The sequence below is a fragment of the Shewanella sp. BF02_Schw genome (genome assembly GCF_014596695.2).
Lineage (GTDB): Bacteria > Pseudomonadota > Gammaproteobacteria > Enterobacterales > Shewanellaceae > Shewanella.
The window spans coordinates 1,601,303-1,624,098 of sequence record NZ_JABKAW020000001.1; the positions used below are offsets into that span (position 1 = coordinate 1,601,303).

16 protein-coding genes and 1 pseudogene are annotated in these 22,796 nt (G+C 41.0%); 3 read left to right on the forward strand and 14 right to left on the reverse strand.

Annotated elements, in window-relative coordinates:
* Positions 1-382: 382 nt before the first annotated feature.
* Entirely contained in the window at positions 383-2,077 is a 1,695-nt protein-coding gene (locus tag HNW13_RS07100) for a thiamine pyrophosphate-dependent enzyme (protein ID WP_182745392.1), read from the reverse strand.
* Between the two features lie 457 nt (positions 2,078-2,534).
* Here HNW13_RS07100 and HNW13_RS07105 point away from each other — a divergent pair, with 457 nt between their 5' ends.
* Together HNW13_RS07105 and HNW13_RS07110 are read left to right on the forward strand one after the other, a co-directional pair.
* A complete protein-coding gene (locus HNW13_RS07105) occupies positions 2,535-2,729 on the forward strand; it encodes a DUF2892 domain-containing protein (protein WP_101088290.1) in 195 nt (64 codons plus the stop codon).
* Between the two features lie 230 nt (positions 2,730-2,959).
* Complete coding sequence (locus HNW13_RS07110; protein WP_192114906.1) at positions 2,960-3,931, forward strand: patatin family protein; 972 nt, start codon at positions 2,960-2,962, stop codon at positions 3,929-3,931.
* 25 nt (positions 3,932-3,956) lie between these two features.
* On the opposite strand, the gene HNW13_RS07115 is transcribed toward HNW13_RS07110, so the two are convergent.
* The 10 genes from HNW13_RS07115 to HNW13_RS07160 form a co-directional block, all read right to left on the reverse strand.
* The gene (locus HNW13_RS07115; RefSeq protein WP_192114905.1) at positions 3,957-4,175 is read right to left on the reverse strand and encodes a hypothetical protein; all 219 of its coding nucleotides are present in this window, start codon (positions 4,173-4,175) and stop codon (positions 3,957-3,959) included.
* 4 nt (positions 4,176-4,179) lie between these two features.
* Entirely contained in the window at positions 4,180-5,142 is a 963-nt protein-coding gene (gene nhaA, locus HNW13_RS07120; protein ID WP_279575195.1) for a Na+/H+ antiporter NhaA, read from the reverse strand.
* 19 nt (positions 5,143-5,161) lie between these two features.
* The gene (locus tag HNW13_RS07125) at positions 5,162-6,193 is read right to left on the reverse strand and encodes an IS630 family transposase (protein ID WP_124013279.1); all 1,032 of its coding nucleotides are present in this window, start codon (positions 6,191-6,193) and stop codon (positions 5,162-5,164) included.
* A gap of 40 nt (positions 6,194-6,233) precedes the next feature.
* The gene (locus HNW13_RS07130) at positions 6,234-6,629 is read right to left on the reverse strand and encodes a Na+/H+ antiporter NhaA (RefSeq protein WP_192114904.1); all 396 of its coding nucleotides are present in this window, start codon (positions 6,627-6,629) and stop codon (positions 6,234-6,236) included.
* Between the two features lie 577 nt (positions 6,630-7,206).
* Positions 7,207-7,455 carry a DUF2171 domain-containing protein gene (locus HNW13_RS07135; protein WP_192114903.1) on the reverse strand — a complete coding sequence of 83 codons (249 nt, stop codon included), beginning with the start codon at positions 7,453-7,455 and terminating at the stop codon, positions 7,207-7,209.
* A gap of 306 nt (positions 7,456-7,761) precedes the next feature.
* Positions 7,762-10,833: an efflux RND transporter permease subunit gene (locus HNW13_RS07140; RefSeq protein ID WP_192114902.1), complete on the reverse strand. Its 3,072-nt coding sequence runs from the start codon at positions 10,831-10,833 to the stop codon at positions 7,762-7,764.
* Between the two features lie 2 nt (positions 10,834-10,835).
* Positions 10,836-12,002 (reverse strand): efflux RND transporter periplasmic adaptor subunit, encoded by a 1,167-nt coding sequence (locus HNW13_RS07145; RefSeq protein ID WP_243756183.1) that lies wholly within the window; start codon positions 12,000-12,002, stop codon positions 10,836-10,838.
* Positions 12,003-12,038: 36 nt separating this feature from the next.
* The gene (locus HNW13_RS07150; protein ID WP_182744429.1) at positions 12,039-12,509 is read right to left on the reverse strand and encodes a Dps family protein; all 471 of its coding nucleotides are present in this window, start codon (positions 12,507-12,509) and stop codon (positions 12,039-12,041) included.
* A gap of 675 nt (positions 12,510-13,184) precedes the next feature.
* Positions 13,185-17,018: a bifunctional proline dehydrogenase/L-glutamate gamma-semialdehyde dehydrogenase PutA gene (putA, locus tag HNW13_RS07155; RefSeq protein WP_192114901.1), complete on the reverse strand. Its 3,834-nt coding sequence runs from the start codon at positions 17,016-17,018 to the stop codon at positions 13,185-13,187.
* Between the two features lie 514 nt (positions 17,019-17,532).
* Positions 17,533-17,991 (reverse strand): hypothetical protein, encoded by a 459-nt coding sequence (locus HNW13_RS07160; protein WP_101088299.1) that lies wholly within the window; start codon positions 17,989-17,991, stop codon positions 17,533-17,535.
* 430 nt (positions 17,992-18,421) lie between these two features.
* Between HNW13_RS07160 and HNW13_RS23480 the strand changes: the two are divergent.
* Positions 18,422-18,837 (forward strand): annotated as a pseudogene (locus HNW13_RS23480) (integrase core domain-containing protein); the annotation flags it as partial.
* 299 nt (positions 18,838-19,136) lie between these two features.
* On the opposite strand, the gene rnk reads toward HNW13_RS23480, so the two are convergent.
* From rnk to HNW13_RS07175, 3 genes are all read right to left on the reverse strand, one after another.
* A complete protein-coding gene (gene rnk / locus HNW13_RS07165; protein WP_192114900.1) occupies positions 19,137-19,550 on the reverse strand; it encodes a nucleoside diphosphate kinase regulator in 414 nt (137 codons plus the stop codon).
* 1,735 nt (positions 19,551-21,285) lie between these two features.
* Positions 21,286-22,227, reverse strand: coding sequence for an NrfD/PsrC family molybdoenzyme membrane anchor subunit (nrfD, locus tag HNW13_RS07170; RefSeq protein ID WP_011637462.1), 942 nt, complete (start codon positions 22,225-22,227; stop codon positions 21,286-21,288).
* On the reverse strand, positions 22,224-22,796 hold the full coding sequence (locus tag HNW13_RS07175) for a 4Fe-4S dicluster domain-containing protein (RefSeq protein WP_102036995.1): 573 nt from the start codon (positions 22,794-22,796) through the stop codon (positions 22,224-22,226). Before HNW13_RS07175 ends, nrfD begins: the two co-directional genes overlap by 4 nt.

Here is a 22,796-nt window from a genome sequence, read left to right on the forward strand (position 1 = left end):
CAATAACGTAACGTTAAGGTAAAGTAAGATTTATCTCTGTTGATAATCTGATTGGATGTTGTACGCTGAAACGAATTTTTTTGAGCTGACAATATCATCGACTAACACTTAAATGAGCACAAATGGGTTAAGCCCTTAACCCATTTGTGGACATAAACGTTTTAGTGTTATCAACTAAATGTAGCCTCAAAATATGAGAAAATGTATCCCTAACGACTAACGGTCTAGCCAACATTTCTTAACCATTTCAAGACTGACCTATTTCGGCATATTCACCTTGAGGATGATATATTTCTACTAGCCTGCACAATAGTTCTACTAGCCTGCACAACTCATAAACTGAGGTAATAGTATTTCGGAATCGTTCCCACATATTTTTAAATCAGTCATTTGAATTTAAAAACTCCTTAGCTTTAGCAATCGAATAATTTACCGCTTGAGCCAATTCGAGCTTTGGCGGCATGACGAGTTCATTAGGATCGATATGGACATCGATCAGACAGGCATTTTTGCTAGCAAATGCTTCTCCCAACGCTTTTACTAGCAGCTCAGGGCGATCTACACTCCAACCTTCACCACCGCATAAGCGAGCAAACTCTGAAAAGTCTGGATTTTTTAATGCTGTTTTATAATTAGGGTAACCGCTGCTTTCTTGCTCTAGTTGAATTAACCCTAGCTTGGCGTTGTTAAAAATAATAACCTTTATGGGTAATGTTAGATTGACTGCAGTAATAAACTCTTGCATTAACATGCTAAAACCACCGTCACCAATAAGGACGACCACCTGCCGCTCAGGAAATTTTAATTGCGCGCCTATCGCACCAGCCATGCTAAATGCCATTGTGGCCAAGTTGCCTGATAGGGTAAATAATTGTTGTTCAGTAACGGGTAGATGTCGTGCGACCCATGCGGTCACTGTACCCGTGTCACAGAGAAAAATGGCATCTTTGTTCGCAAGCTCGCCGACGGTTCGAGCCAGGCACTGGGGTTTTATTGGCATATCTTGCGAGTTTTCTGCTTCGCTTTGCTCTTCTGACCAACTCCTTTTCTGACGCCGACATTCAGTAAGAAAGTTGTCGTTTTCTTTTTGAGGTAAATCAACGATTAATTGGTCTAGTACTTCACTTACATCTCCGACTATCGATACATCCACAGGGCAACGTCGACCAATATGTCGAATTTCTTTATCCACCTGAATAACTTTGGCTTTTCCTGGATAATATTCTTTGTAGGGAAAATCAGTCCCCAGCATCACAAGTAAATCACAATTATTCATCGCATCAACAGATGGCCGCGTACCAAGTAGGCCAAGCCCTCCTAAGGAATATTCATGCTCATCCGGAAGTAGTACTTTGGCTTTTAGTGTTCTGATAAGTGGGGAGTTGCATTTTTTCAACAAAGTAAGTAACTGTTGACGTGCTGGTATAGCCCCAACACCCGCTAGAACAACAATTTTTTCAGCTTGCTCAATTAAGCTAATTGCACTGTTTAATGCTGATGCTAAAGGTTTAGTTGGTCCCGTTTCAGCGCCCGCTATTGGATGACCCGTAATGTCAGCTTCAACTTGCTCAGTGGCAACATCAGCAGGCAAAGCAATATGAGCAACCCCTTTTTCAATCAGCGCACTATTACACGCTTGCTGAATAATCTCGGGAACACGATCAGAGGCAAATAAGGTTTGATTAAACACAGCCACATCAGAAAACAGAGCTGATGAATTAATTTCTTGATGCGAGTGATTACCGATTTCACTGCGTGGTAACTGTCCAGTTATTGCAAGAACGGGGGCATGGTCGAGCTTAGCGTCATACAGACCATTGAGCAAATGTATGGCCCCACCTCCAGCAGTACCAACACAAACGGCAAGTTTACCGGTTAATTTTGCTTGGGCTGATGCTGCGAATGCCCCGCTTTCTTCATGGCGAACTTGTATAAATTCGATTTCTCCATGGCGGCGTATGGCGTCCATCAAATCATTAATAGCATCCCCTGGAATGCCAAAGACATGACGGACACCATATTGATAAATCGTCTCTACGATATGATCGACAACTTTGCGTTTTTTTATTGCAGCCATAAATATCTCTCTCCGTTTAAAATAAGCTTCACGAAATACACTTAATTAAGCAAAATTAATAGGTTACTGAATTTAATAGCATTTTATTAATGGTTAACTGTTTATTTAAGATCCAATAACACATCATACTGTGCTACGAACTTTGACTCTGTGCGTCACCGTACCCTCTGGCTTTTGCTTTCTCACGAATGTTGACCAGTTAAATACAATTGACCGTTTTTTAAAGTAACGTTATCTCAAATGATAAACCCTAGCAGAAAATAATTTAGCCTATTCGCCATGTCGCTCGATTTAACCATTCCTGAAAATTATCTCGCGTGCGCTGGCGAACAGACGCCGGGAACAGTTACGATTTATGCTTAGAGACATCTAATCGATTCGCGTAAGGCTGGAACGATATTCGATCTTATCTGTAACTTAGCAGAGTGGCCCAGTGACTCGACAAAGGAGAAATACGATGAAGACGAATGAAGGTATGCTCGATCGCTCGCTCCGCGTTACCGCCGGGCTAGTTCTTATTGGACTTGCTGCCACCGACACAATTGGCATATGGGGCTATATTGGCGTTGTGCCGCTGCTTACAGGAGCGGTAGGCTTGTGTCCTCTATATTCGCTCCTAGGCATAAACTCCTGTTCGGTGAGTAAGCGCTGAATCTAATCCACAGCGAATGCCCTGCTATCGTGAAACACTATAGTTAAACACCATGTCAAGATCCTAACAGGACTCGCGTTCATGGTACGACCCTTCTGTTCGCGCGGTTAAGTTAGCGAACTCGGAACTGTACTGCTTAAACACCTGAGGTCATTGTTACTGCCAACAGATATGTAATCGCAAGTTCTACGACGTTATTTTATTCAGCATTTTTTATAAAAAGGCCTGCTATGAAAGTCATTACATCACCCCCCCCAATTAATCCTTGTGAAGAGTCATGTGTTAAAATGGCACTTATTGCAGAAGGTGGTGGGCAACGAGGAATATTCACAGCCGGTGTATTAGATGCGTGGTTAGAGAATGATTTTGATCCTTTCGATTTATTTATAGGGGCGTCTGCAGGCTCACAAAATATTACAAGCTTTTTATCTCGTCAGAAAGGTTATGCCAAGAGATTAATTGGTGAATTAACACGTCGTAATAATTTTTACAAACTAGGCCGTGGATTAGCAGGTGGCAATGCTATTGATTTGGATTGGTACTTTGATAAAACCATTCAAGGTAGTTTTGCATTAGACTTTACGACAGCAACTAAATCATTGGGTCAACGAGAATTATTGTTCAGCGCAACGAATTCACGCGATAGACAAGGCTATTTCTTAAGCCCAAACGGTCATACAAGTCACTGGCGCCAATTACTTAAAGCCTCGAGTGCATTTCCTTTTTTGTATAAACAAGGGGTTAAACTCACACCTAGGCAGGCCTTTAGCTCAACAAATAAGGCCAAAGCAAACGTTGATGACCATAAAACAGACATCTACCTTGACGGTGGACTTGCTGAGCCTTTACCTGTGCGAGAATCCTATCGCCGTGGTGCTAAAAAAATTGTGGTTATTCGAACGGTGAATGCCGACTGTCATACTCAGGCTGCTTGGGTACGTAAACTTAAGTCATGGATTTACGTGTCTGGGTATTGCCCAAAAATGATTGATTATTTGGTACAGCATGAGCAAGCTTATCAAAAAGAACTCGCCTTTATCACTAACCCTCCTGAAGATGTCGAAATTATTCAAATTTTTGCGGAAGACAATCTTCAAAGTAAATTGTTAGGGAGTACTGATATGGATTTACAACATGATTATCTTGCCGGTATCACTGCGGGTAATGCTTTTTTGGAGACTCAAAAACGTTTTGTGCTGTAAACACTAAGCATAATCTAAGCATAATCTAAGCATAATCTAAGCATAATAAAATTAATTTATACCTGTTTTGTAAACCAGTAGAATGAATATTACTAGGCAATAAAAAACATTTTTTAATGCCATAACCCCGATGCATTAAACTAAAAGTATTAACCCGCTCAAGTACCACATAATACTCTTCTATTAACGTAAACGATGCTGCAATATCGGTATCATTCATGTTAACCGACTTATGATGACTCATTGAGTCATTTTTTTCGTTTGTTTGAACCAATGAATCTAAGATATAACGCACCCAAAAATGCAGACATAACCGATGCGACCAAGATGGATGTTTTTGCGTTATGGAGATGTTCAGGTTGCCCGTCAAACCCCAGTGTCGCAATAAATGTGGACATGGTGAAGCCTATCCCGGCTATCAGTGAAGCACCAATAATGTGTTGAATATTAACTCCCTTGGGTAATTTACCTATTTTGTAGTGCAGGCCCAGCCAGCACGCGCCGGAAATGCCAATAAATTTACCGACTACAAGGCCAAAAATAATCCCTAATCCAACAGGGTATTGGAGGCTGTCGATAAACGAACTAAAACTAAACACTACGCCAGCATTAGTCAATGCAAACAGCGGTAAGATGAAGAGTGCTACAGGTAGATGCAGTACATCTTCCCAACGACGCAGGGGAGTGCCAGCATGTTCTGCTAAATCGCGCACTTCCAGTACCTGTTTATGGTCCTCCTGACTACCAAGAACGTCCACCTTTTCTATTTCTTGCTGAAGAGAGCTGATTGTTGTTTTAGCCTTATCAAGCGACTTTGCCGACGCCAACTTCGGCCGTGCTGGCACCGTCAATGCGATTGCAACGCCAGCAACAGTGGCATGAACACCAGACATGAGCATCATCCACCAGGTTGCAATACCGATGATAATATAGAAAATTGGCTGTCTTACGCCCGCGTAGTTAGCTACTGCCAAAAAAGTAATAAGTGAACATGCGCTAAACAGATAGATTACGGATATTTCCTGGGTATAAAATAGTGCAATAACGAGTATCGCCCCAACATCATCAACGATGGCGAGCCCAACTATGAAAGCCAAAAGACTGGCAGGTATGTATTTTCGCACTATGGTAAGTACACCTAGCGCAAACGCGGTATCGGTTGCCATTGGGATACCCCAACCGATCTGTGAATCAAGTCCCCAATTGAACAAGGTATATACTCAAGTGAATTCAAACTGCAGGTTTTAATTTCTGAAAGTTATCATTAATTGTATCACCGAGTGTATCGGCAATATCGGGGAGGGTGATGCTAAAAAAGTCAGTGATTTTTCGTCGGAATTCTTTTGTCGTTGCGAAGTATTGCCCATTCCTCGCATGCTTATTCATTACCTTCCACAATCGTTCTATTGGGTTTAAATTTGGACTATAAGGCGGCAGGTAATGCAATGTTATATTCAGATTTTTAGCCTCTTTAACTACTAAGGCATTTCGATGGTATCCAGCGCCATCAAGCACCAAATGGATAACACCACTTGTTGAGTAACGCGCTCTAATTTGGTTTAAAAAATCGATGATGGATGCACCGTTAACCGTTTTGCTATATTGCTCAATGACCGCTTCTGTTAAGTGACCAAGTCGGATTGCACCAACCACGTTAATACGGGTTCGGCTTCCCGTCGTTTCTATCGGTTTATCAACGCCTTTTTTTATCCAGCCTGCGGTGATTTTTGTGGCTTGGGTCGGATGAACCGCATCCATAAATAATAACGGTTCATCAGGGGTTAACGAGGATTTTAGTTGCTCATAATATTCAATGAAAGCCGTTTGTTTGTCTTCATCAAATTTGTGAGGAACCCCTTTAGGGTTTTTATAGCTGAACTGATGTTTATGCAGCCATTTATTGAGGCCTGACACTGTGTACTTAATCTGAAATTGTTCTGAGATATAAGCGACTATTTGATGGCTATGCAAGTAGGTCACCTCACACAGGTGTGCAATCAATAGTTCAGTTTGCTCTTGACTCAGATAACTTAAGGAGCCGCCACTATTACACGTGAGTTTTTGGTCGTGAGCATAGGCATCAATGTATCGAACTACGGTCGTTTCGTGAATACGTAACGCTTGGGCAATCATTGGCGTTGGCCAATTTTCATCGCGTAGTAAAATGGCTTTAATGCGATCACACTCACGCCTATCACTCGAGCTTTTATGTCGAGTTTCCAATGCTACTTTTTGTTCTGGCGAGAGTGTAATTTGTTTCATGGGGCTATGATGATCCCATTTGGGACAAAATCAAGCATTTTCAATGATCACGGGTATAGATCGTAGCCGGTAAAATCATTCCGCCTATGGCACAAATAATCAACATGCGCCGATTTTCCGGTTTAGCGAGGTCTCCGGCTAGCACCTCGCGTTTGATTTCAAGTCCAATCAATAAGAAAAATATCACCATTAAACCATCATTAATAATGTGTTTAAGTGAAGATCTTAACTCAACATCACCCAAAAATATTCCAATCGGGGTGTGCACAAGATCTAAGTAGGTAGAAGAATAGGCTGAATTTGCCCACCATAGGGCCAAGATTGTCGATAACAGAAGAAACAGACTGGAGGTAGTCTGCGCTCGAATAAAACCCGAAAATGGTTCGTGCATATATTCCAAACCACGCTGCAATATATTTTTAGATTCGTTTGCCATATTAATCACCTGTCATCATCTCGCCTAAGAAGTATATTTATCTTCAGAGTAGAAAATATTTTTAGGCTTTAGGAGTTCGAACAAATACTATAAATTGCGTTTGTTCGATTGTTTTATAACTACTTTATTGAACAAAAACGCTTTACGGAAAAAACTGCATGACCCTGAACTCATAGCGCCTGCATACATGAAAATGCGTTATGGAGCCTTAGCTACATTGCTGTAAACGTAGGGGGCTGCGCCTATCAATGTTGTTAAGCAGTATATTGAGCAGCAAAATAGACCACATTAAACCGTGTTGCTGTTTTCGCCATGCTTATTGGCCATGACGGACGGGGCATGTTGTCGCGGAGATCAGCCATTATCATGTTAGTTGCTGAATGCGAAACTCATTACGCAAGTCTCCTGCCATTTTGAACGGCGCGAAAGCTAAAACTTGAACACTGTTTTTGATGTCTATCATTTTCACGTGAATTGTTGGGGAAAAGTAAAGGCGGGATATAAAACCGTGGTTCCCGCTCAAGTCTTAAGATGGCATGAGTACAATGCCACCTTTGTTTAGCACTACAACACGACTTTAGTGTCCTGTACCTGTTGGCGGAGTTTGAGACCATTCCTGCATAGCTTGGTCTCCTGGACGATCAACTTTCACTTTATCGCCCTCAGTTGAGGTTACCCAGCTTAATGGAATGTAATGGTGTTGACCGCCCTTGTCTTTTTTAAGCTTGAGGGTATCAGTGCCCTCCATATGATCTACAGTAGCAAATTGACCATCTTCGGAGCAGACAACAGGCATATCAGGTTTAATTTGGTTGGTTTTAATCATAGTTTCCCCTCAGAGCTCAGTGCAAGCCCTTCTATTTATAAATGAGCAATCAGTCATCTGACAAGCTTCAGAAAGCGGAATTGTCTTGGACTTTAACTGAAATTATTGGTTACTTAATGTTCCCAATCGCACAATAAAATCATACCCATAAAACTAAATGCAGTCTGTTCGGCAACGAACAGACTGCATTTCCAAGTCCTCTTTTGCAATGTTTTCAATCAATAAGATTAGCCAAATCTAGGGTGACTGCGCCAATCAAAACTGAACGCTACGAAAATATGAGTACGACAATCACATGTTCGTTGTTTAAGTCGGAGTTTGATCAGCGGTATTACCCTGCCCCTCAAGATCTGAAGTATCAATCTTCTTCGCCAGGACGATATAGAAAGCAGGCAACACATACATAGTTAACAAAGTACCGATACCGAGTCCTGTAGCAATGGTTATACCAATCGCAAAGCGCGACTCTGCTCCTGGGCCCGCTGCAATTAACAGCGGGATCATGGCGACGATAAGCGCCAGCGAAGTCATGATAATAGGGCGAAGTCGAATCGCTGCGGCTTCGATTACCGCGTCGCGCTTGTTGCGTCCCCTTTCCTGAAGTGTATTGGCAAATTCCACGATAAGAATACCGTTCTTCGCGACCACGCCAATCAATGTTATCAGACCAACCTGTGTGTAGATATTCATCGATGCAAAACCAAGCATAATGAAGGCCATTGCCCCTGCAATTGACATCGGCACCGATATTAAAATGATAAGAGGATCACGCCAGCTCTCAAATTGCGCAGCAAGCACCAGATAGATAACGAGTAGCGATAAAAAGATAGTCACGATTAACGCACTGCCAGAATTTTCGAACTGTCTAGACTCGCCCTTAAAATCATAGCTGAAACCCCGAGGTAGGATATCGACCGCCTTGGTTTTCATGAAACTGATGGCATCTCCCATCGACACTGATGGCGCTGGAATGCCTTCGATCGTGACCGAATTCAGCTGATTGAATTGTGTTCTGGATGAGGGTTCTACATCATGCTCGAAGCTAACGACCGAGCCGAGCGGAACTAAATCGCCAGAGTCGGCGCGGATGAAATAATCGTTGAGCGCCGTTGCTGTTTGGCGCGCGTAGCGCTCAACCTGGGGAATAACCTCATACGAGCGCCCCTCCATGTTGAAACGACTAATAAACCCGCCGCCAAGCATACCGCCAAGCGCCTGACCAATTTCCTGCATCGACAAACCGAGATCGGCTACGCGTTCGCGGTCGACCTTTACTCGGGTGACGGGCTTATCGATGTCGATCGATTTCTGCACGAATGTGAAGTTGCCACTCTGCATGGCAGCCCCTACGAATTCATCTGCTATTTGATCGAGTTGAGTAAAATCACTGCCCGAAGTTAGCACAAACTGAAAGGGTAGACCGCCACTCGAACCAGGCAAGGATGGAATTGGGAATAAAGCTGTTTTCAAACCAGTAATCCCTGCCACAGAAGCCTGCAGTTGAGGCATGATATCAAACTGCGATATATCTCGTTCGCTCCAAGGCTTCATTTTGAAACCGCCAAACACCGCATTGGGACTCGTCATACCAACCAGCATGAACGTCTCGTCGTAACCTGGTACCTGCTCGAAGGCTGTCTGCATTTCTGTGCCATACTTCTGCAGGTATTCGAGTGTGGCTGTCTGCGGTCCTTTACCCTGAAACAAAATGATGCCACGGTCCTCAGTCGGTGCAAGCTCTTTCTGGCTTAGCATCATCATAAAAAAGATCGACACTAGTACGACTACCGCAAACATAATTACAGGTGAGACGGCCTTGACCATGATAGCCAGCGAGCGCTGATAAGTATTGGCGAGTCGGTCGAACAAACTTTCAATTGCACTCTCGAAGCGGGTCGACTGTCCATGTGGTTTGAGAACCTTACTGGCCAGCATAGGCGATAACGTCAAGGCAATGATGCCTGAAATGACGACGGCACCAGCAAGCGTGAAAGCAAACTCGGTAAAAAGCGAACCAACCAGCCCACCCATGAAACCAATAGGCGCGTAGACTGCAACCAAGGTTATCGTCATGGCGATAACTGGATTAGCCATTTCTCGAGCACCGATCAACGCCGCGTCCTTCTTTGATTTACCATCAACGATATGCCGGTGTATGTTCTCGACTATGATAATAGCATCGTCGACGACCAAGCCTATTGCCAGCACAAGTGAGAGCAGCGTAAGCAAATTGAGCGAGAAACCCAGCACCAGCATGATGAAGGCTCCACCGATGAGCGAGAGCGGTACCGCTATTGAGGGAATGATTGCCGCTCGCAGAGATCCTAGGCATAGAAACACGATGACAAGAACGATACCCACTGCCTCGATAAGCGTCTTGATCACCTCATTAATTGAATCATCAATAAATGCTGATGCATCGTAGGGGAGTTCGACCTGCAGACCCGAGGGCAGCTGAGACTTTATATCCGGCAGGAGTTCCTTAACACGTTCAGCCACAGACAGTGGATTAGAACCCGGAGATAGATTAATGGCTACGTAGGTTGAGGGTTTACCCTTATACAGTGCTATGTTCTCGTAGGTTTGTGATCCGAGCTCTACCATGGCGATATCCTTGAGACGAACGATACTATCTTCGGTCGATTTAATTATCAGATTCTCGAACTGTTTGGTGTTTCCAACGTCAGTATTCGTAGTGAGATTGATCTTGATGAATTCATCTTTGGTTTGCCCAACTGCTGAAATATAGTTGTTCTGACGCAGGGTTTGAGCAATATCTGTCGAGGTGAGATTAACCGCTGCAAGTCTTTGAGGATCGAGCCAGACTCTCAGCGCAAAGCGACGCCCCAGCAGTTCGGCCTTGGCTACACCGGATAGGGCTTGTAGTTTTGGCTGTACTTCTCGGGCAAGATAATCTGAGATCTGTGGGACTTTCATGGTATCGCTAAAGAAAGCGATGTACATGAGCGCACGACCTTCTCCCGTCGTCGAGTTGATAACAGGGTCCTGAGCCTCGTCAGGTAACTCGTTACGCTGACTGGCAACTTTAGATTGAATCTCCGCAAGTGCGTCATTAGCATCGTAGTTGAGTTCCATCTGTGCTTCGATGGTTGAAAAACCTTGTATGCTCGATGAGCTCAGAAAGTCTATGCCCTTTGCTTCGGCAATAGCCTGCTGCAAAGGTTGGGTAATGAATCCCTGGATCAATTCACTGCTGGCGCCTGGATATGCAGTAGTAACGGTGACTTTAGTGTTTTCCAATACAGGGTATTCGCGGATCTCCATCTCCATAATAGAGCGAATCCCAACCAGTAATATTAGTAGACTAACAACAATGGACAGCACTGGCCGTTGTATAAAAATGTCTGTAAAACGCATGTTTATTTAACTCCTGTACTGTCTGCAATCTTGTCATCTTGCTTTATTTTCACTCGCTGACCAGCCCTCAAGCGCAGCAAACCAGAGGCAATGATACGTTCACCGGGTTCTAACCCTTTGTTAATTTCAGTCATGCCATCCCGTGTAACGCCGGTTTCCAATGTCCGCTGCTCAGTGACCAGCTGGCCTTTTTCATTTTTAGTTAATGCATAGGCGAAATCGCCGTAGGTGTTGAAAGACAGTGCTATGTTTGGAATTGCAATGACCTGCCTTTCACCCTTTGCCATGGTTCTAATGGTAGCGAACATACCCGGTTTGAGGCTTTGTTGGGGGTTTAGAAGTTGGGCGCGCAGCTTAACTGTGCGTGTCTCTGGCGTGATAGAGCTATTAATTGCGGTAATTGTTCCCTTGAATACCTCTGAGCCAGTTGCCGCCACAGTGACTTCAACGAGATCACCAATATCAACGCTGGCCAGTTCCTGTTCAGACAGAGTATATTCGACCAGAATTGGATTAAGCATATTGATTTCAACGACAGGTGTACCCACAGATAAATATTCACCTATATCCGCTAGACGTAGCCCTACTATGCCGTCGAAGGGAGCCGTGAGTATTTTTTTACCAAACTGGGCCTCGGCTTCTTTTACTCGTGCTCTGGCTACATCCAGCGCAGCCTTTGTTTCATCTAAGGCGAACTGTGACACAGCCCGTTTGGAAATCAAGTCTGAGTTATGTTGAAATGCTTTCGAAGCAAGCTGTGCCTCAGCTAGACGTGTTGTAAGAGCGGCTTGCTCTATATCGCTGTTTAGGCGGATCAGGATATCGCCTTTTTTGACGGATTGACCCGATTTGAACAAAACTTTTGTCACTACACCGGGCAATTCATTGGCTATCATGACGCCGTTGATAGCTCTGATGCCACCGATTGATTGGATACTCGGTTGCCAAGATACTCTAGCGACCTCTGTAGTTTCAACGACAGTTGCGGGGCGTGGCTGAGAGAATTTGGCCTGCATTTGGTTAATTTGATAGAACTTGTAGCCGAAGATGCTGCCGATGACGACAAGGAGCAGAACGATAGCAATTGCGAAGCGTGAGAAAGTGCCCATCCAATCTGTATCCTTTTTAGTTAATATATAATAAGTAAATAACGTTAATAATCTGACCATTTAATTTCAAAAACTTGGTAGTTTGAAACGCTCAATCTACTTATTTGAAGCTCTCAACATCCACGATGTTTTTTCATGTATTCGCATTCGATCAGATACAAGAGATACCGTTGATTCGTCGTCTGATTGATGGGCCACTTTTAAAACATCGCGAGCAGTCTGTATAATTTTTTCGTGACCAACGAGTAATACTTCCATCATTTCCGTTGCATTGGGAACACCATCTACCTCATGGATTGAACTTAACTTGGAAAATTCTTTATAAGTGCCTGGCGCAGCAACATCGAGAGTTCGAACACGTTCGGCTATATCGTCTACAGCAATGGCCAATTCCATATACTGCTCTTCAAACATCAAGTGCAGCTCCCTAAACCTCACCCCAGTCACATTCCAGTGAAAGTTATGCGTCTGTAAATAAAGCGTATAAGTATCGGCTAATAACTTCTTTAACCCTTCAGCGATTTCGCTTCTATCTTTTTTATCAATGCCAATATTAATGTTGCTCATATTAAATTTCCTTTTAGTTTATTAATGGATATATTCATACTGATTTTTCTGAACGCTGAATGCTGAATTTAAAAATCCAGCTAGCACTTATTCCTTACATGTATTAATTTTTATATTGTATAGCGTAGGTGATTGATCGTTGTCCCAGTAATAAAGCTCAACGTCGTTCCTTAAACCAAGACGAAATGACATGGTCGAGTATTAATATTCTTTACTGAAATAAAAGCAGAGTAAGAAAAGTATTTTCCCGTAACACCAAGCAACACTTTACTCCATTACGGACTTAAGCTCTGTGCGATATCGAACCAACAATAATGGCTAGTGGATTAACATGAGGAATGGAGATATTGAATAAAGATTTATTAATCGCAATAAGAATAGATTCATCACCGTAACCTACTGCGAATAGACCTTAGCTGGGTGGTCGCTTAATCCTGTTGGCTTGGTCGTTCACTCATTTAATCAGGCTTAATTTTTTGCCAAAATGAAATGTAAAAAACAATATAAACTCCATCAAGTTAGCTTCGCACCGAAAGTATTATCTGTTGTCACTCATTAGCACTTTTATCAGTTATGACAAATAAACCGAAACATTAGGGGAATAAATCATCAACTTTTCAGTTGATGATTTATAAATATTTTGAATTTTTGTTTAAACATAACATTCAAAAATAGTTAGTTATCTTCATCTAAAGTCATCAGCGACGTGTTACCACCAGATGCGGTAGTATCAATGCTAACGGCTTTTTCTGTTAATAAACGTTGAATGAGATTATCAAAATATTCTGAACTGATCATTGGTAAAATTGCCCCTTGACGTTCGGCTAATCTGTCACTGATATAATTTTTTCGGCCGCAGTGACTATCAACAACGACTCCTGATAACGCAGGATGCGCCAACAAAGTGGTTAAATGACATAAGCGGGTAATTTGAAACACATTCTCATCTGCGCCTGTTGTAACGAACTTATCTCTAATGGCTAACGCTTGATCATAAAATAAATCAGAAACGACCGAGATAACGGTATTTCCGGTTGTCAAAGCCGTTACAATTGAGAGTATCCAAAAGTGAAAAGTCACATTTTCATCAGCAAAGCAGATGATATTACCGCGATTTTCCAAATAGAGTATATTAGACTCACCTGTCGGACCTGGAAGCGTTGTTGGCTTTTGCAGATGCTTTTCAACACACACTAATTGTGAATTAGCCGCTGTCAAAGTACTATTTAAGTCATCGGCTAAATCATCAACAATATCGATATCAGCCATTTCGGCTAACATTTGACTCACAAAAGAAATACGCTGATCTAACTCGGTCAAGCGCCAGGTTTTTTCTGCTATATCCGCCCTATCCATCATTAATTCTGCTTCTGCTTTCGATCTCGAATCGCTCACTAAAGCATCAACTTGCGATGGTAATAAGTTAAATTTATCGGCATCGGGAGTGGCTTTCTCTTTCACTAGACGTGTTAAATAATATGGCCCACCCGCTTTTGGCCCTGTACCTGAAAGACCACGCCCCCCAAAAGGTTGCACCCCCACAATAGCGCCAATCATATTGCGATTTACATATACATTACCTGCACGCGATAGTGTCGCCAAATGAAAAGCTCGCTGTTCAATCCGCGTATGAATACCCATCGTTAAACCGAAACCGGTGCCATTAATATCATCAATGACTTTTTCTATTTCATCGCCTTTAAAACGAATAATATGGACACAGGGACCAAATACTTCATGCTTGAGCACACTAATATTGTCTATTTCATAAAGTCGCGGCGCAAAAAAGAAATGTTCGTTTTCTGCTATTTCATTTGTCTCATTAGATATCGCGCATTGGTACAATAATTGACCATGAGTTTTCATATAGTCACTGTGAGCATTGAGTGAATCTAGCGCTTTTTGATCAATGACGGGACCTACATCAGTGCTGAGTTTTTCTGGATTACCCACATGCAATTCTGCTAATGCGCCTTTAAGCATTGTAATAACAGTATCGGCAATATCTTCTTGCAAAAATAATACCCTGAGCGCAGAACAACGCTGACCTGCAGACTGAAATCCTGAAGAAATAACATCATCAACCACTTGCTCAGGCAAAGCTGTGGAGTCAACTATCATACAGTTTTGACCGCCTGTTTCAGCAATAAAAGGGACTTTTGCGCCGTCTCTATCAGCCAACGTTTGCGAAATAATAGTCGCTGTTTTAATCGAACCCGTAAAAATAACCGTTTGAATATGTGCATTAGGAATAATAATACTGCCCACTTCACTGCCCTTGGCAATAACCGCTTGTACAACGCCATGAGGTAATCCAGCAGACGTCATTAGTTCAATAGCGCGCAATGCAATTAAACTTGTTTGCTCGGCTGGTTTTGCCAGCACCGTATTACCAGTAGAAATGGCAGCTGTCACTTGCCCTATAAATATCGCTAACGGGAAGTTCCAAGGGCTGATACATAACACCACACCACGGGCTTCTAAACGATCATCTTCTGCAAGCTCAATCGCTTGTTGTGCATAATAACGACAAAAATCAACAGCCTCTCTGACTTCATCTATACCATCTTGAGTCGTTTTTCCCGCTTCTTTGATGCATAAGGCAATGAGCTCGTCCCTATGATGTTCAAGAATATCGGCGATACTGCATAATAAGGCTGCGCGTTCAGATACAGGCTTTTGTGACCATGAGGCAAATGCAGTTTGAGCCGTATCGATCATCGCGAGCATGTCATCTTTGCTATGATGGCGCTGGAAACCAATGATTTCACTTTGCTTTGCTGGGTTTCTAATGGCTACAGCCCCCTCTGGCGTATCACTTTCAGAAAACTGGTTATTTTCAACCCAATTATCTAGTGATGTTTTTAGCGGGGTTACCATATTTATGTCGGTTAAATCTAAGCCCTTGGAATTATCTCGACCAACACCATTTTCATCATGGTACAAGGCAATAGGTTTGATAATCTGGCCGTTATATTTGTCTGTTAAGCGATGCATTTTTTTAACCGGGTCTTCAAGTAAAGATTCGACCGGTTGAGACTCATCAATAATGGCATTAACAAAAGAAGAATTAGCGCCATTTTCTAACAAACGACGGACTAAATAGGCTAGTAGCTCTTTATGAGGACCAACCGGTGCGTAGACGCGAGATTGAACATTTTCACTGGCAACAACTTGATCATATAAAGAACCACCCATGCCATATAGACATTGAAATTCAAAACTTGTTTTGTCATTGCCCGCCAGTTCAAGAATAGTCGTCACTGTGTAAGCATTATGTGTCGCAAACTGTGGATAGAGAGTATCTCTATATTCTAATAATTTTTTTGCACAGGCGAGGTAAGAAACATCAGTGGAAGCCTTGCGAGTGAATACCGGAAAATGCTCATAGCCACCTTTTTGAGTGTTTTTAATCTGAGTATCCCAATAAGCACCTTTAACTAAACGCACCATCATTTTTCGGCCAACACGAACGGTTAACTCATGTAACCAATCAATGATAAAAATAGCCCGTTTTTGATAAGCTTGTAGAGCCATCGAAAAGCCATTCCAACCCGCTAATTCGTCATCACTAAATACCGCCTCAATAACATCAAGGGACAAATCTAATCGCTCAGATTCTTCCGCATCAACCGTTAAACCAATATTGTATTTTTTAGCTTGCAAACAAAGCGCTTTAAGTTTGGGAACAGCTTCAGTCATTACTCGTTGTCTTTGCGCAAATTCGTAACGAGGATGAATAGCAGAAAGCTTAACTGAGATACCAGGAACTCTACGAGGATCGTTCTTACCTGACGCGAGTGAAACCGCGCCAATAGCATCTATGGCAACTTGATAAGCTTTAAAATATTTATCAGCATCACCCATGGTGCGCGCACCCTCACCTAGCATATCGTAAGAATATACGAAGCCTTGCCGATCTTGTTTGGTAGCATGCTCTGTTGCAGCTTGAATCGTTTCGCCCATAACAAACTGCTCACCCATAATTTGCATGGCATAGTTCATTGCTTTACGAATGACAGGCTCACCTAAACGACCAATAATCTTTTTCAATAAATCAAAACTATCTTTTTCGCGTTCATCAGCATAATCAACCATAGTGCCGGTAACTAATAACCCCCACGATGAGGCATTAACAAACAGTGAATCACTGCTGCCCAAATGACTTCGCCACTCACCTTGAGAAATTTTGTCGCTAATGAGGGCATCTTGAGTGTGCTTATCTGGTACACGTAATAAGGCCTCAGCCAAACACATCAACACCACACCTTCTTCACTGGATAATGTGTATTCTGCGAGTAAGGCATCTACAGCACCGTTACCTGATTCGTCTCTACGTATTTTTAATGATATTTTACGTGCCTTTTCCCACGCTCTGCTGGCAGCTTCATCGTTAACGTCTGCTAACGGTAAAATATGCTCTACCGCAACACTTTCATCAATACGATAGAACTCGCGAATTTTCTGACGAATAGGAGAGTCCGTAATGTTCGAATTATTAAAAAGCATGTGCTTCACCTCAGCATGAATAAATTGTATTTTGCAATGACTGGAGACATTTGATATCTAAGAGATACCTAAGATTTGATAACTAACGAGTAAATTATACTGCTCTTTAGTTTTAGACTCTGTGCGTTAGCGTACTTTCTATAAAACACGGTTAACAGTGGTTCCAACTCTTAACATTAACTCATACTTTCAAAAACTTATCAGGCTATATGCCGTTGATAAACTATCGTTTGGTTTTGCCAATATCGCTGAGTTTAAGTGGAGTGTTACCTACGTTGAGGTAATACAACCCATAAATTCGGCCTAGATTTGTTGAAAGGTTGCATTATCTGTATATGGCTTGATATGAATTGGCCGTTGTCACCAACTTTAACGTTATTTTGGTAGCTAAAATAACGCATAAAGTTAGTCATTAAAAAGGCTCTGCTTACCACAGGAGTGCATTCTGAAAAGTTTCTAGTACTAAATCACTCAGTATGACGTTATGTGATTTTTTGTTTGTGAGACATTTATGCTACAAATCGTCAATTTGTTTCATGTTACGTGCCAGTAATCGCCCCTCGGCCTCTTGAACCGACAATATATTATCAAGAAATTCCGTCACCGAAGGTGCACAGCTGCATTTTTGCAGATACTCAAATAGTCCGACGATATTTTTATGATATTCAAGAGTGACAATTGCTATTTCATCCGTATCCATCTTCTCAAACGGATGCTCACCTTCAGTGTGAATAGAAATAGTGAATTTTTCGTAGTAATGCCGACTATACGTGTTGAGTGCACTGCTATTACCATTGTCTTCAAACTTTTTCATTACCTGCGCCATTTTTTTTTCGTGCTCTGAAATGTACTTAAGCAGCAAACCAACTCTTACACTATCGCTTTTTTGTGCACAATTGGCGGCAAAATAATGCAGTTCTTGGTGCATGTTTTTAGTCCATTGCATAACATCGTGAAGTGTTTCTATTTGCATATTATCCTCAAAATTAAAGCTTTTAGGTCACTCTGGGTGGAAAGTGAATCGCCTGCCTAGCATAAAAATAAAAAAATGGTAAAAAATATCACCATTTGTGGCGTAAATTGCAATCGCTTTTAACTCATTTAGTCTATGCAACATTATGTATTTACTACATAATTTAAAATTAGTAACCACGATTTAACTCATGATGTTGATAGTCATAATACGTGTATTTTACTTTTTACTCTGTTCGTTGCCGCACTGAACTTGACATAAATATCTGTCTAATCAAGATATTCACAAACCTTACTGAAAAGAAGTATGACCAACATAGAGCAATTAGAATTATCGGCCCACCGTGGCGATATCATCAAAGAGGTCAACAGGCTCATTGAAAAATATCGTGCTATTTTTTAGATGGAACGTATCTGAAATAGATAAACGCTGGGCAGAAAAATACTTATAGAAAGACGTTGTGTTGCACTCTGATAATGGTGATCCCATGAAATACCTGACGATGCGAGCGAGGATGTACAATTTAGTGGGTGTGACCAAATGAAGTCGTCCAAGGATGAGTAATGATAATCCGTACTCAGAATCTACTGTTTAAAACGGTAAAATATCATCTGCGTTGGCCTAGTGATGGTTTTATATCGTTAGATGAAGCGCGTACATGAGTAAATGAATTTGTTTATGGGTACGACAACGAACATTGCCATAGCAGGATTAAGTTTGTGACACCTAATCAGAGACATGATGGTCTTGATGTTAGGATATTGGCGAAGCGAAAAGTGTGCTATCAGACAACAGAAATGAACATCTAGAGCAATGAACAAAAAGAACAGAAACTGTCAGCCATAGGCTGTGGAGTTAAATTAAGAGCAACACAAAGAAGCTGTTTAACCATTTAAGCGACAACTGTCATGAAAAAAACCGCTTAGATAAACCTGTACACCAGTATTCTAAGACGCAGTACTAGTATGTTGATTCTAGGTGCCATCTATCATTATCGTTGAATCAAACCGCTAGCGAAGTTAGTTAGTTATTTATTGTTTAATAGCCTTAAACCAGATGTAACGAGGATTTACTACATTCTTTTATATAGAGTGTCTTCATTGATCTGGTGTAATTTATTTTCAAGCTATTGAATAAATGATGTATCAACGATGGTATTCACCAGCCCTTTCTGGTTGATAAAAAATTTCATTAATGGTTATTTTTATTAACCCACCACCAGGCTTTGGCCATTCAATTTGATCTCCCTGAGCCAACCCAAGTAACGCGCTCCCAACTGGCGCCAGAATAGAGATTTTATCGCCATTCAAATCAAGATCTTTGGGATAAACAAGCGTCATTAAAAACTCATCTCGAGACGACTCGACAGTAAATTTAACCGTTGAGTTCATGGTGACAATTGTAGTGGGTATTTCTGTTGGATCCACGATTGTTGCTCGAGCGAGTTCCTCTTCAAGCTCACTTATACCTACCATTTTCTTTGTAGGTAAGGACTCGATGAGTTTAAATAGTCTCTGCGCATCAAGTGATGAGATCGTTATTTCAGGTCTGTTATTCATTTTTTCCTCAAAAATTCTAATAATTCATGCTTTAAGTATTTTACCTAACGATCAAACTTTGAATAATAGAAGGTTTAATGAGGTAAAATAACATTATTAATGTAGTGATATTAATTTTAAAAATCACACACGCGATTGCAAATATTATCCCTAGTTTATTAAAAATAACTTAATATCTGAGTATCTTCGCCTAAAAACAGGTGACATACAAGCCACTACAAAGTGAATATACACGACTATATTTACAACCAATAAATATATTACGCTAAAGGTGAATTTATAAGACGAAAACACATAAAATCAACAAAAAACTAATAAGCTGTACAGTGCCTTAAAGGACGGGAGTATTACAGAGAACATTAATTTCTTAATCTGATATATTTATTATATTCAAAGTTTAATGAATACTTATGATCAAGCCTATTTAGATATTAATGCATTAAACATGATCTCTTGAGCCTTATCTTGTATAGAATTGAGTAACAATTTCTCTGATTTTACCTGAACTTTTTGCCCGTTAATTATTGTAAATTCATCCAAATAGTTAACTAGCTGTTTAACAATACCAATGTAATTTTCAGGTATCCTTATAGCCACTTTTTGGGTCGCTTAGCTATTCGTGCTCTAGCGCCACCAACTCCAACTTGATGTGACTTAATCTCACCATTATTTGCTGTCATTTCTAGACTCCTTCACTATCTTTTCATAGAGAAAGTTAACATCATTATCCATTTTAAAAATCACTACCACAAAGTAAATTAACAAACAATAACATATAGTTATTAAAACCAAATTGTCTATAACGTTAATGTAAAAAGATTCTGTATGTTAAAAAAATAAAATAGGCTGAACATAAAAATCATCTTCAGCCTATTTATAAAAACATTCTACGTTATTGTTCCTAGCCCTCACAAAAAGCAGTTATTACTGACATTTATGTACAAAGTGTTCAGTTAATTAAAGGAGGTAAAGTATTTCGTATCCAGTTTACTAGCCTTTTTTCTTTCTAATCTTGGCTACCTCTGTAACATTTGATTCTTTTTTTAACTTACGCTTTTCTTTTAGCGACAACAATGGTTTTTTCATTTCATGCTTAGACATATCATTACCTTATAAATAAAAAATTAATAACGTTTATTTAATGCAATAAACTCATTTTTGAAATAAATAATCCACCGCCCTCCTTTTAGAACTTTTTGGGTTTATTTTTATAGTATTAAAATTAAATTAATTACAGCATTTTAAAAACAAATAATTATTTACATATAGATAAAACAAAGATTGGGTTACTCCTATTGATTAAAAATAGTTTAACGAAATCTAAGCCTCAACATATAAATGCAAGCTGTTTTTTAAATGTTAATTTTAATTGTATATTCTGTAAAAACAGATGGGCGCAATGACACGCCCGCTTAATCGGGGAATTTTAGGGCGAAGCTCCCTAAAAAAATAATTGAATAAAATGTGAATATTGATGTTTTCATAAAGCCAATATAGCAGCTTAAATAATAACTTCAAGTATACGTTAGCGGTAAATCTGAATAATCTACGATTATCGTTTCTAATTTATGGATTTAATTGTGAATACGGTCGACTTTAGTGTTGTGTCTTAAGTTAATTAACCAATATTGACTGCTGTTACAACCTAATACTGCAGCCTATTGCGTAGTTTTTGCCCTCCAATCAACCTAAGTCTACTGGAGGGCAAAAGATGACTTATCTACTTATTTCTTGGTTAACTTATATAACTTTGTCCAGCATAGATGATGAAGTGTCGTAATGCTAAAACACCCGTCAAACTGCAGCAGGCAACTGATATCATGATGGCTTTAGTGTGACGAGCATTGGCAGGTAAAAACATAGACAGAATGGGAACGATAAACCCGATTCCGACTACGCCTATCCAAAACACGCTAGCCCAAATGTCGGTACTTAATGATGCTAATGCTTCAGCAGCTGCGCCTCCTGTGAAATAAAGAGTACTAAACAGCATCACTAAAAACATCATTTCAGACACGATTACTGGTAAATCTAGGCTGTGCATTTTTGCCACATCGTTATCATGGGGGCTGCTATTAAAACAGGTTAACGCAACGATTAAGTTACCCGCAGCTCCCGCTGATAAACCAGACGCTAAGAACAATGCAGGTAATACTGCAGTATTGAGCATTGGGTAGGCATTCATGGCCGAGATTAAAAAGCCCGTATACGCACCAACTCCTATAGCAAGTACAAACAGTAGGATTTCAATTACTTTACGCATTGGCAATAGCATATGCCCTATTGGGGCTAAAAATCCTAACTTCCACTTTGGTAAATCATCTCGCAATACAATCAATGCATAAGCAATACCTAACGGTGAATAAGCTAGTAAGGCCAACACACCAATCGCCATTACAGATGTAAAGTTATAATTGACTAAGATGAGCCAGAAATGAAATGGTTTGGTTAAATCAAACACTAAACAGGCCAAACCTAAGCTTATGGCTACTGGCCCGATAATGGCAGAGGCTTTTAATATCGAAGTTTCAATATTCCCCCCTTTACTATACCAACGCATACCAATACCAATGAGTACGCTACCTGCCGATAAACCGGCCATAAATAAATAAACGGCGATAACCCAGTTCCATGTCACTGGATCATATTGCGCCATGTCGCCCCATATATTGTTCATGACTCTATCCCTCCTCGTTTAGTCGGAACACGGTACACTCGTGGTTTGGTACCTAAATGCGTTTTGTCTTGATAGGTTATTTTTGTATTCAGTAATTGAGCAACCTCACTTTTACTGTCGTTAGCATCGCCAAAATACAATGCATCTGTTGGGCATGCTGTAACACAAGCGGGTTGTTCACCTCTGGCTAGGCGAGTGTCTTTACAGAAATTACATTTGTCTGCAGCCTTGGTTATGGGATTCATAAAGCGCACTTTGTATGGACATGCCGCAACACAATACATACAGCCAACGCACTTATCGTTATGAATAGACACTAAGCCATTTTCGTCTATGTAAGCGGCACCTGTAGGGCAAACACTGACACAAGGTGCGTCTTCGCATTGCTGACAGGACACGCGGTGATATTTAAAATGTAAGTTTGGTGCTTCACCAAAAGGACCTTCCACCCTAACTTGCAGGCGTGTTACCCCTTCAGGGACTTCGTTTTCACTGCGACAAGCTATATTGCAAGCTTGGCAGCCGATGCATTTGTTTTCATCATGCACCATGACATATCGTTTGCTCAT

Excerpts from the sequence above, each read along its gene's own strand:
- HNW13_RS07100 (WP_182745392.1), bottom strand. The coding sequence starts at position 2,077 with ATGGCTGCAATAAAAAAACGCAAAGTTGTCGATCATATCGTAGAGACG.
- HNW13_RS07105 (WP_101088290.1), top strand. The coding sequence starts at position 2,535 with ATGAAGACGAATGAAGGTATGCTCGATCGCTCGCTCCGCGTTACCGCC.
- HNW13_RS07110 (WP_192114906.1), top strand. The coding sequence starts at position 2,960 with ATGAAAGTCATTACATCACCCCCCCCAATTAATCCTTGTGAAGAGTCA.
- HNW13_RS07115 (WP_192114905.1), bottom strand. The coding sequence starts at position 4,175 with ATGAGTCATCATAAGTCGGTTAACATGAATGATACCGATATTGCAGCA.
- HNW13_RS07125 (WP_124013279.1), bottom strand. The coding sequence starts at position 6,193 with ATGAAACAAATTACACTCTCGCCAGAACAAAAAGTAGCATTGGAAACT.
- HNW13_RS07130 (WP_192114904.1), bottom strand. The coding sequence starts at position 6,629 with ATGGCAAACGAATCTAAAAATATATTGCAGCGTGGTTTGGAATATATG.
- HNW13_RS07135 (WP_192114903.1), bottom strand. The coding sequence starts at position 7,455 with ATGATTAAAACCAACCAAATTAAACCTGATATGCCTGTTGTCTGCTCC.
- HNW13_RS07140 (WP_192114902.1), bottom strand. The coding sequence starts at position 10,833 with ATGCGTTTTACAGACATTTTTATACAACGGCCAGTGCTGTCCATTGTT.
- HNW13_RS07145 (WP_243756183.1), bottom strand. The coding sequence starts at position 12,002 with ATGGTCAGATTATTAACGTTATTTACTTATTATATATTAACTAAAAAG.
- HNW13_RS07150 (WP_182744429.1), bottom strand. The coding sequence starts at position 12,509 with ATGAGCAACATTAATATTGGCATTGATAAAAAAGATAGAAGCGAAATC.
- putA (WP_192114901.1), bottom strand. The coding sequence starts at position 17,018 with ATGCTTTTTAATAATTCGAACATTACGGACTCTCCTATTCGTCAGAAA.
- HNW13_RS07160 (WP_101088299.1), bottom strand. The coding sequence starts at position 17,991 with ATGCAAATAGAAACACTTCACGATGTTATGCAATGGACTAAAAACATG.
- rnk (WP_192114900.1), bottom strand. The coding sequence starts at position 19,550 with ATGAATAACAGACCTGAAATAACGATCTCATCACTTGATGCGCAGAGA.
- nrfD (WP_011637462.1), bottom strand. The coding sequence starts at position 22,227 with ATGAACAATATATGGGGCGACATGGCGCAATATGATCCAGTGACATGG.
- HNW13_RS07175 (WP_102036995.1), bottom strand. The coding sequence starts at position 22,796 with ATGAGCAAACGATATGTCATGGTGCATGATGAAAACAAATGCATCGGC.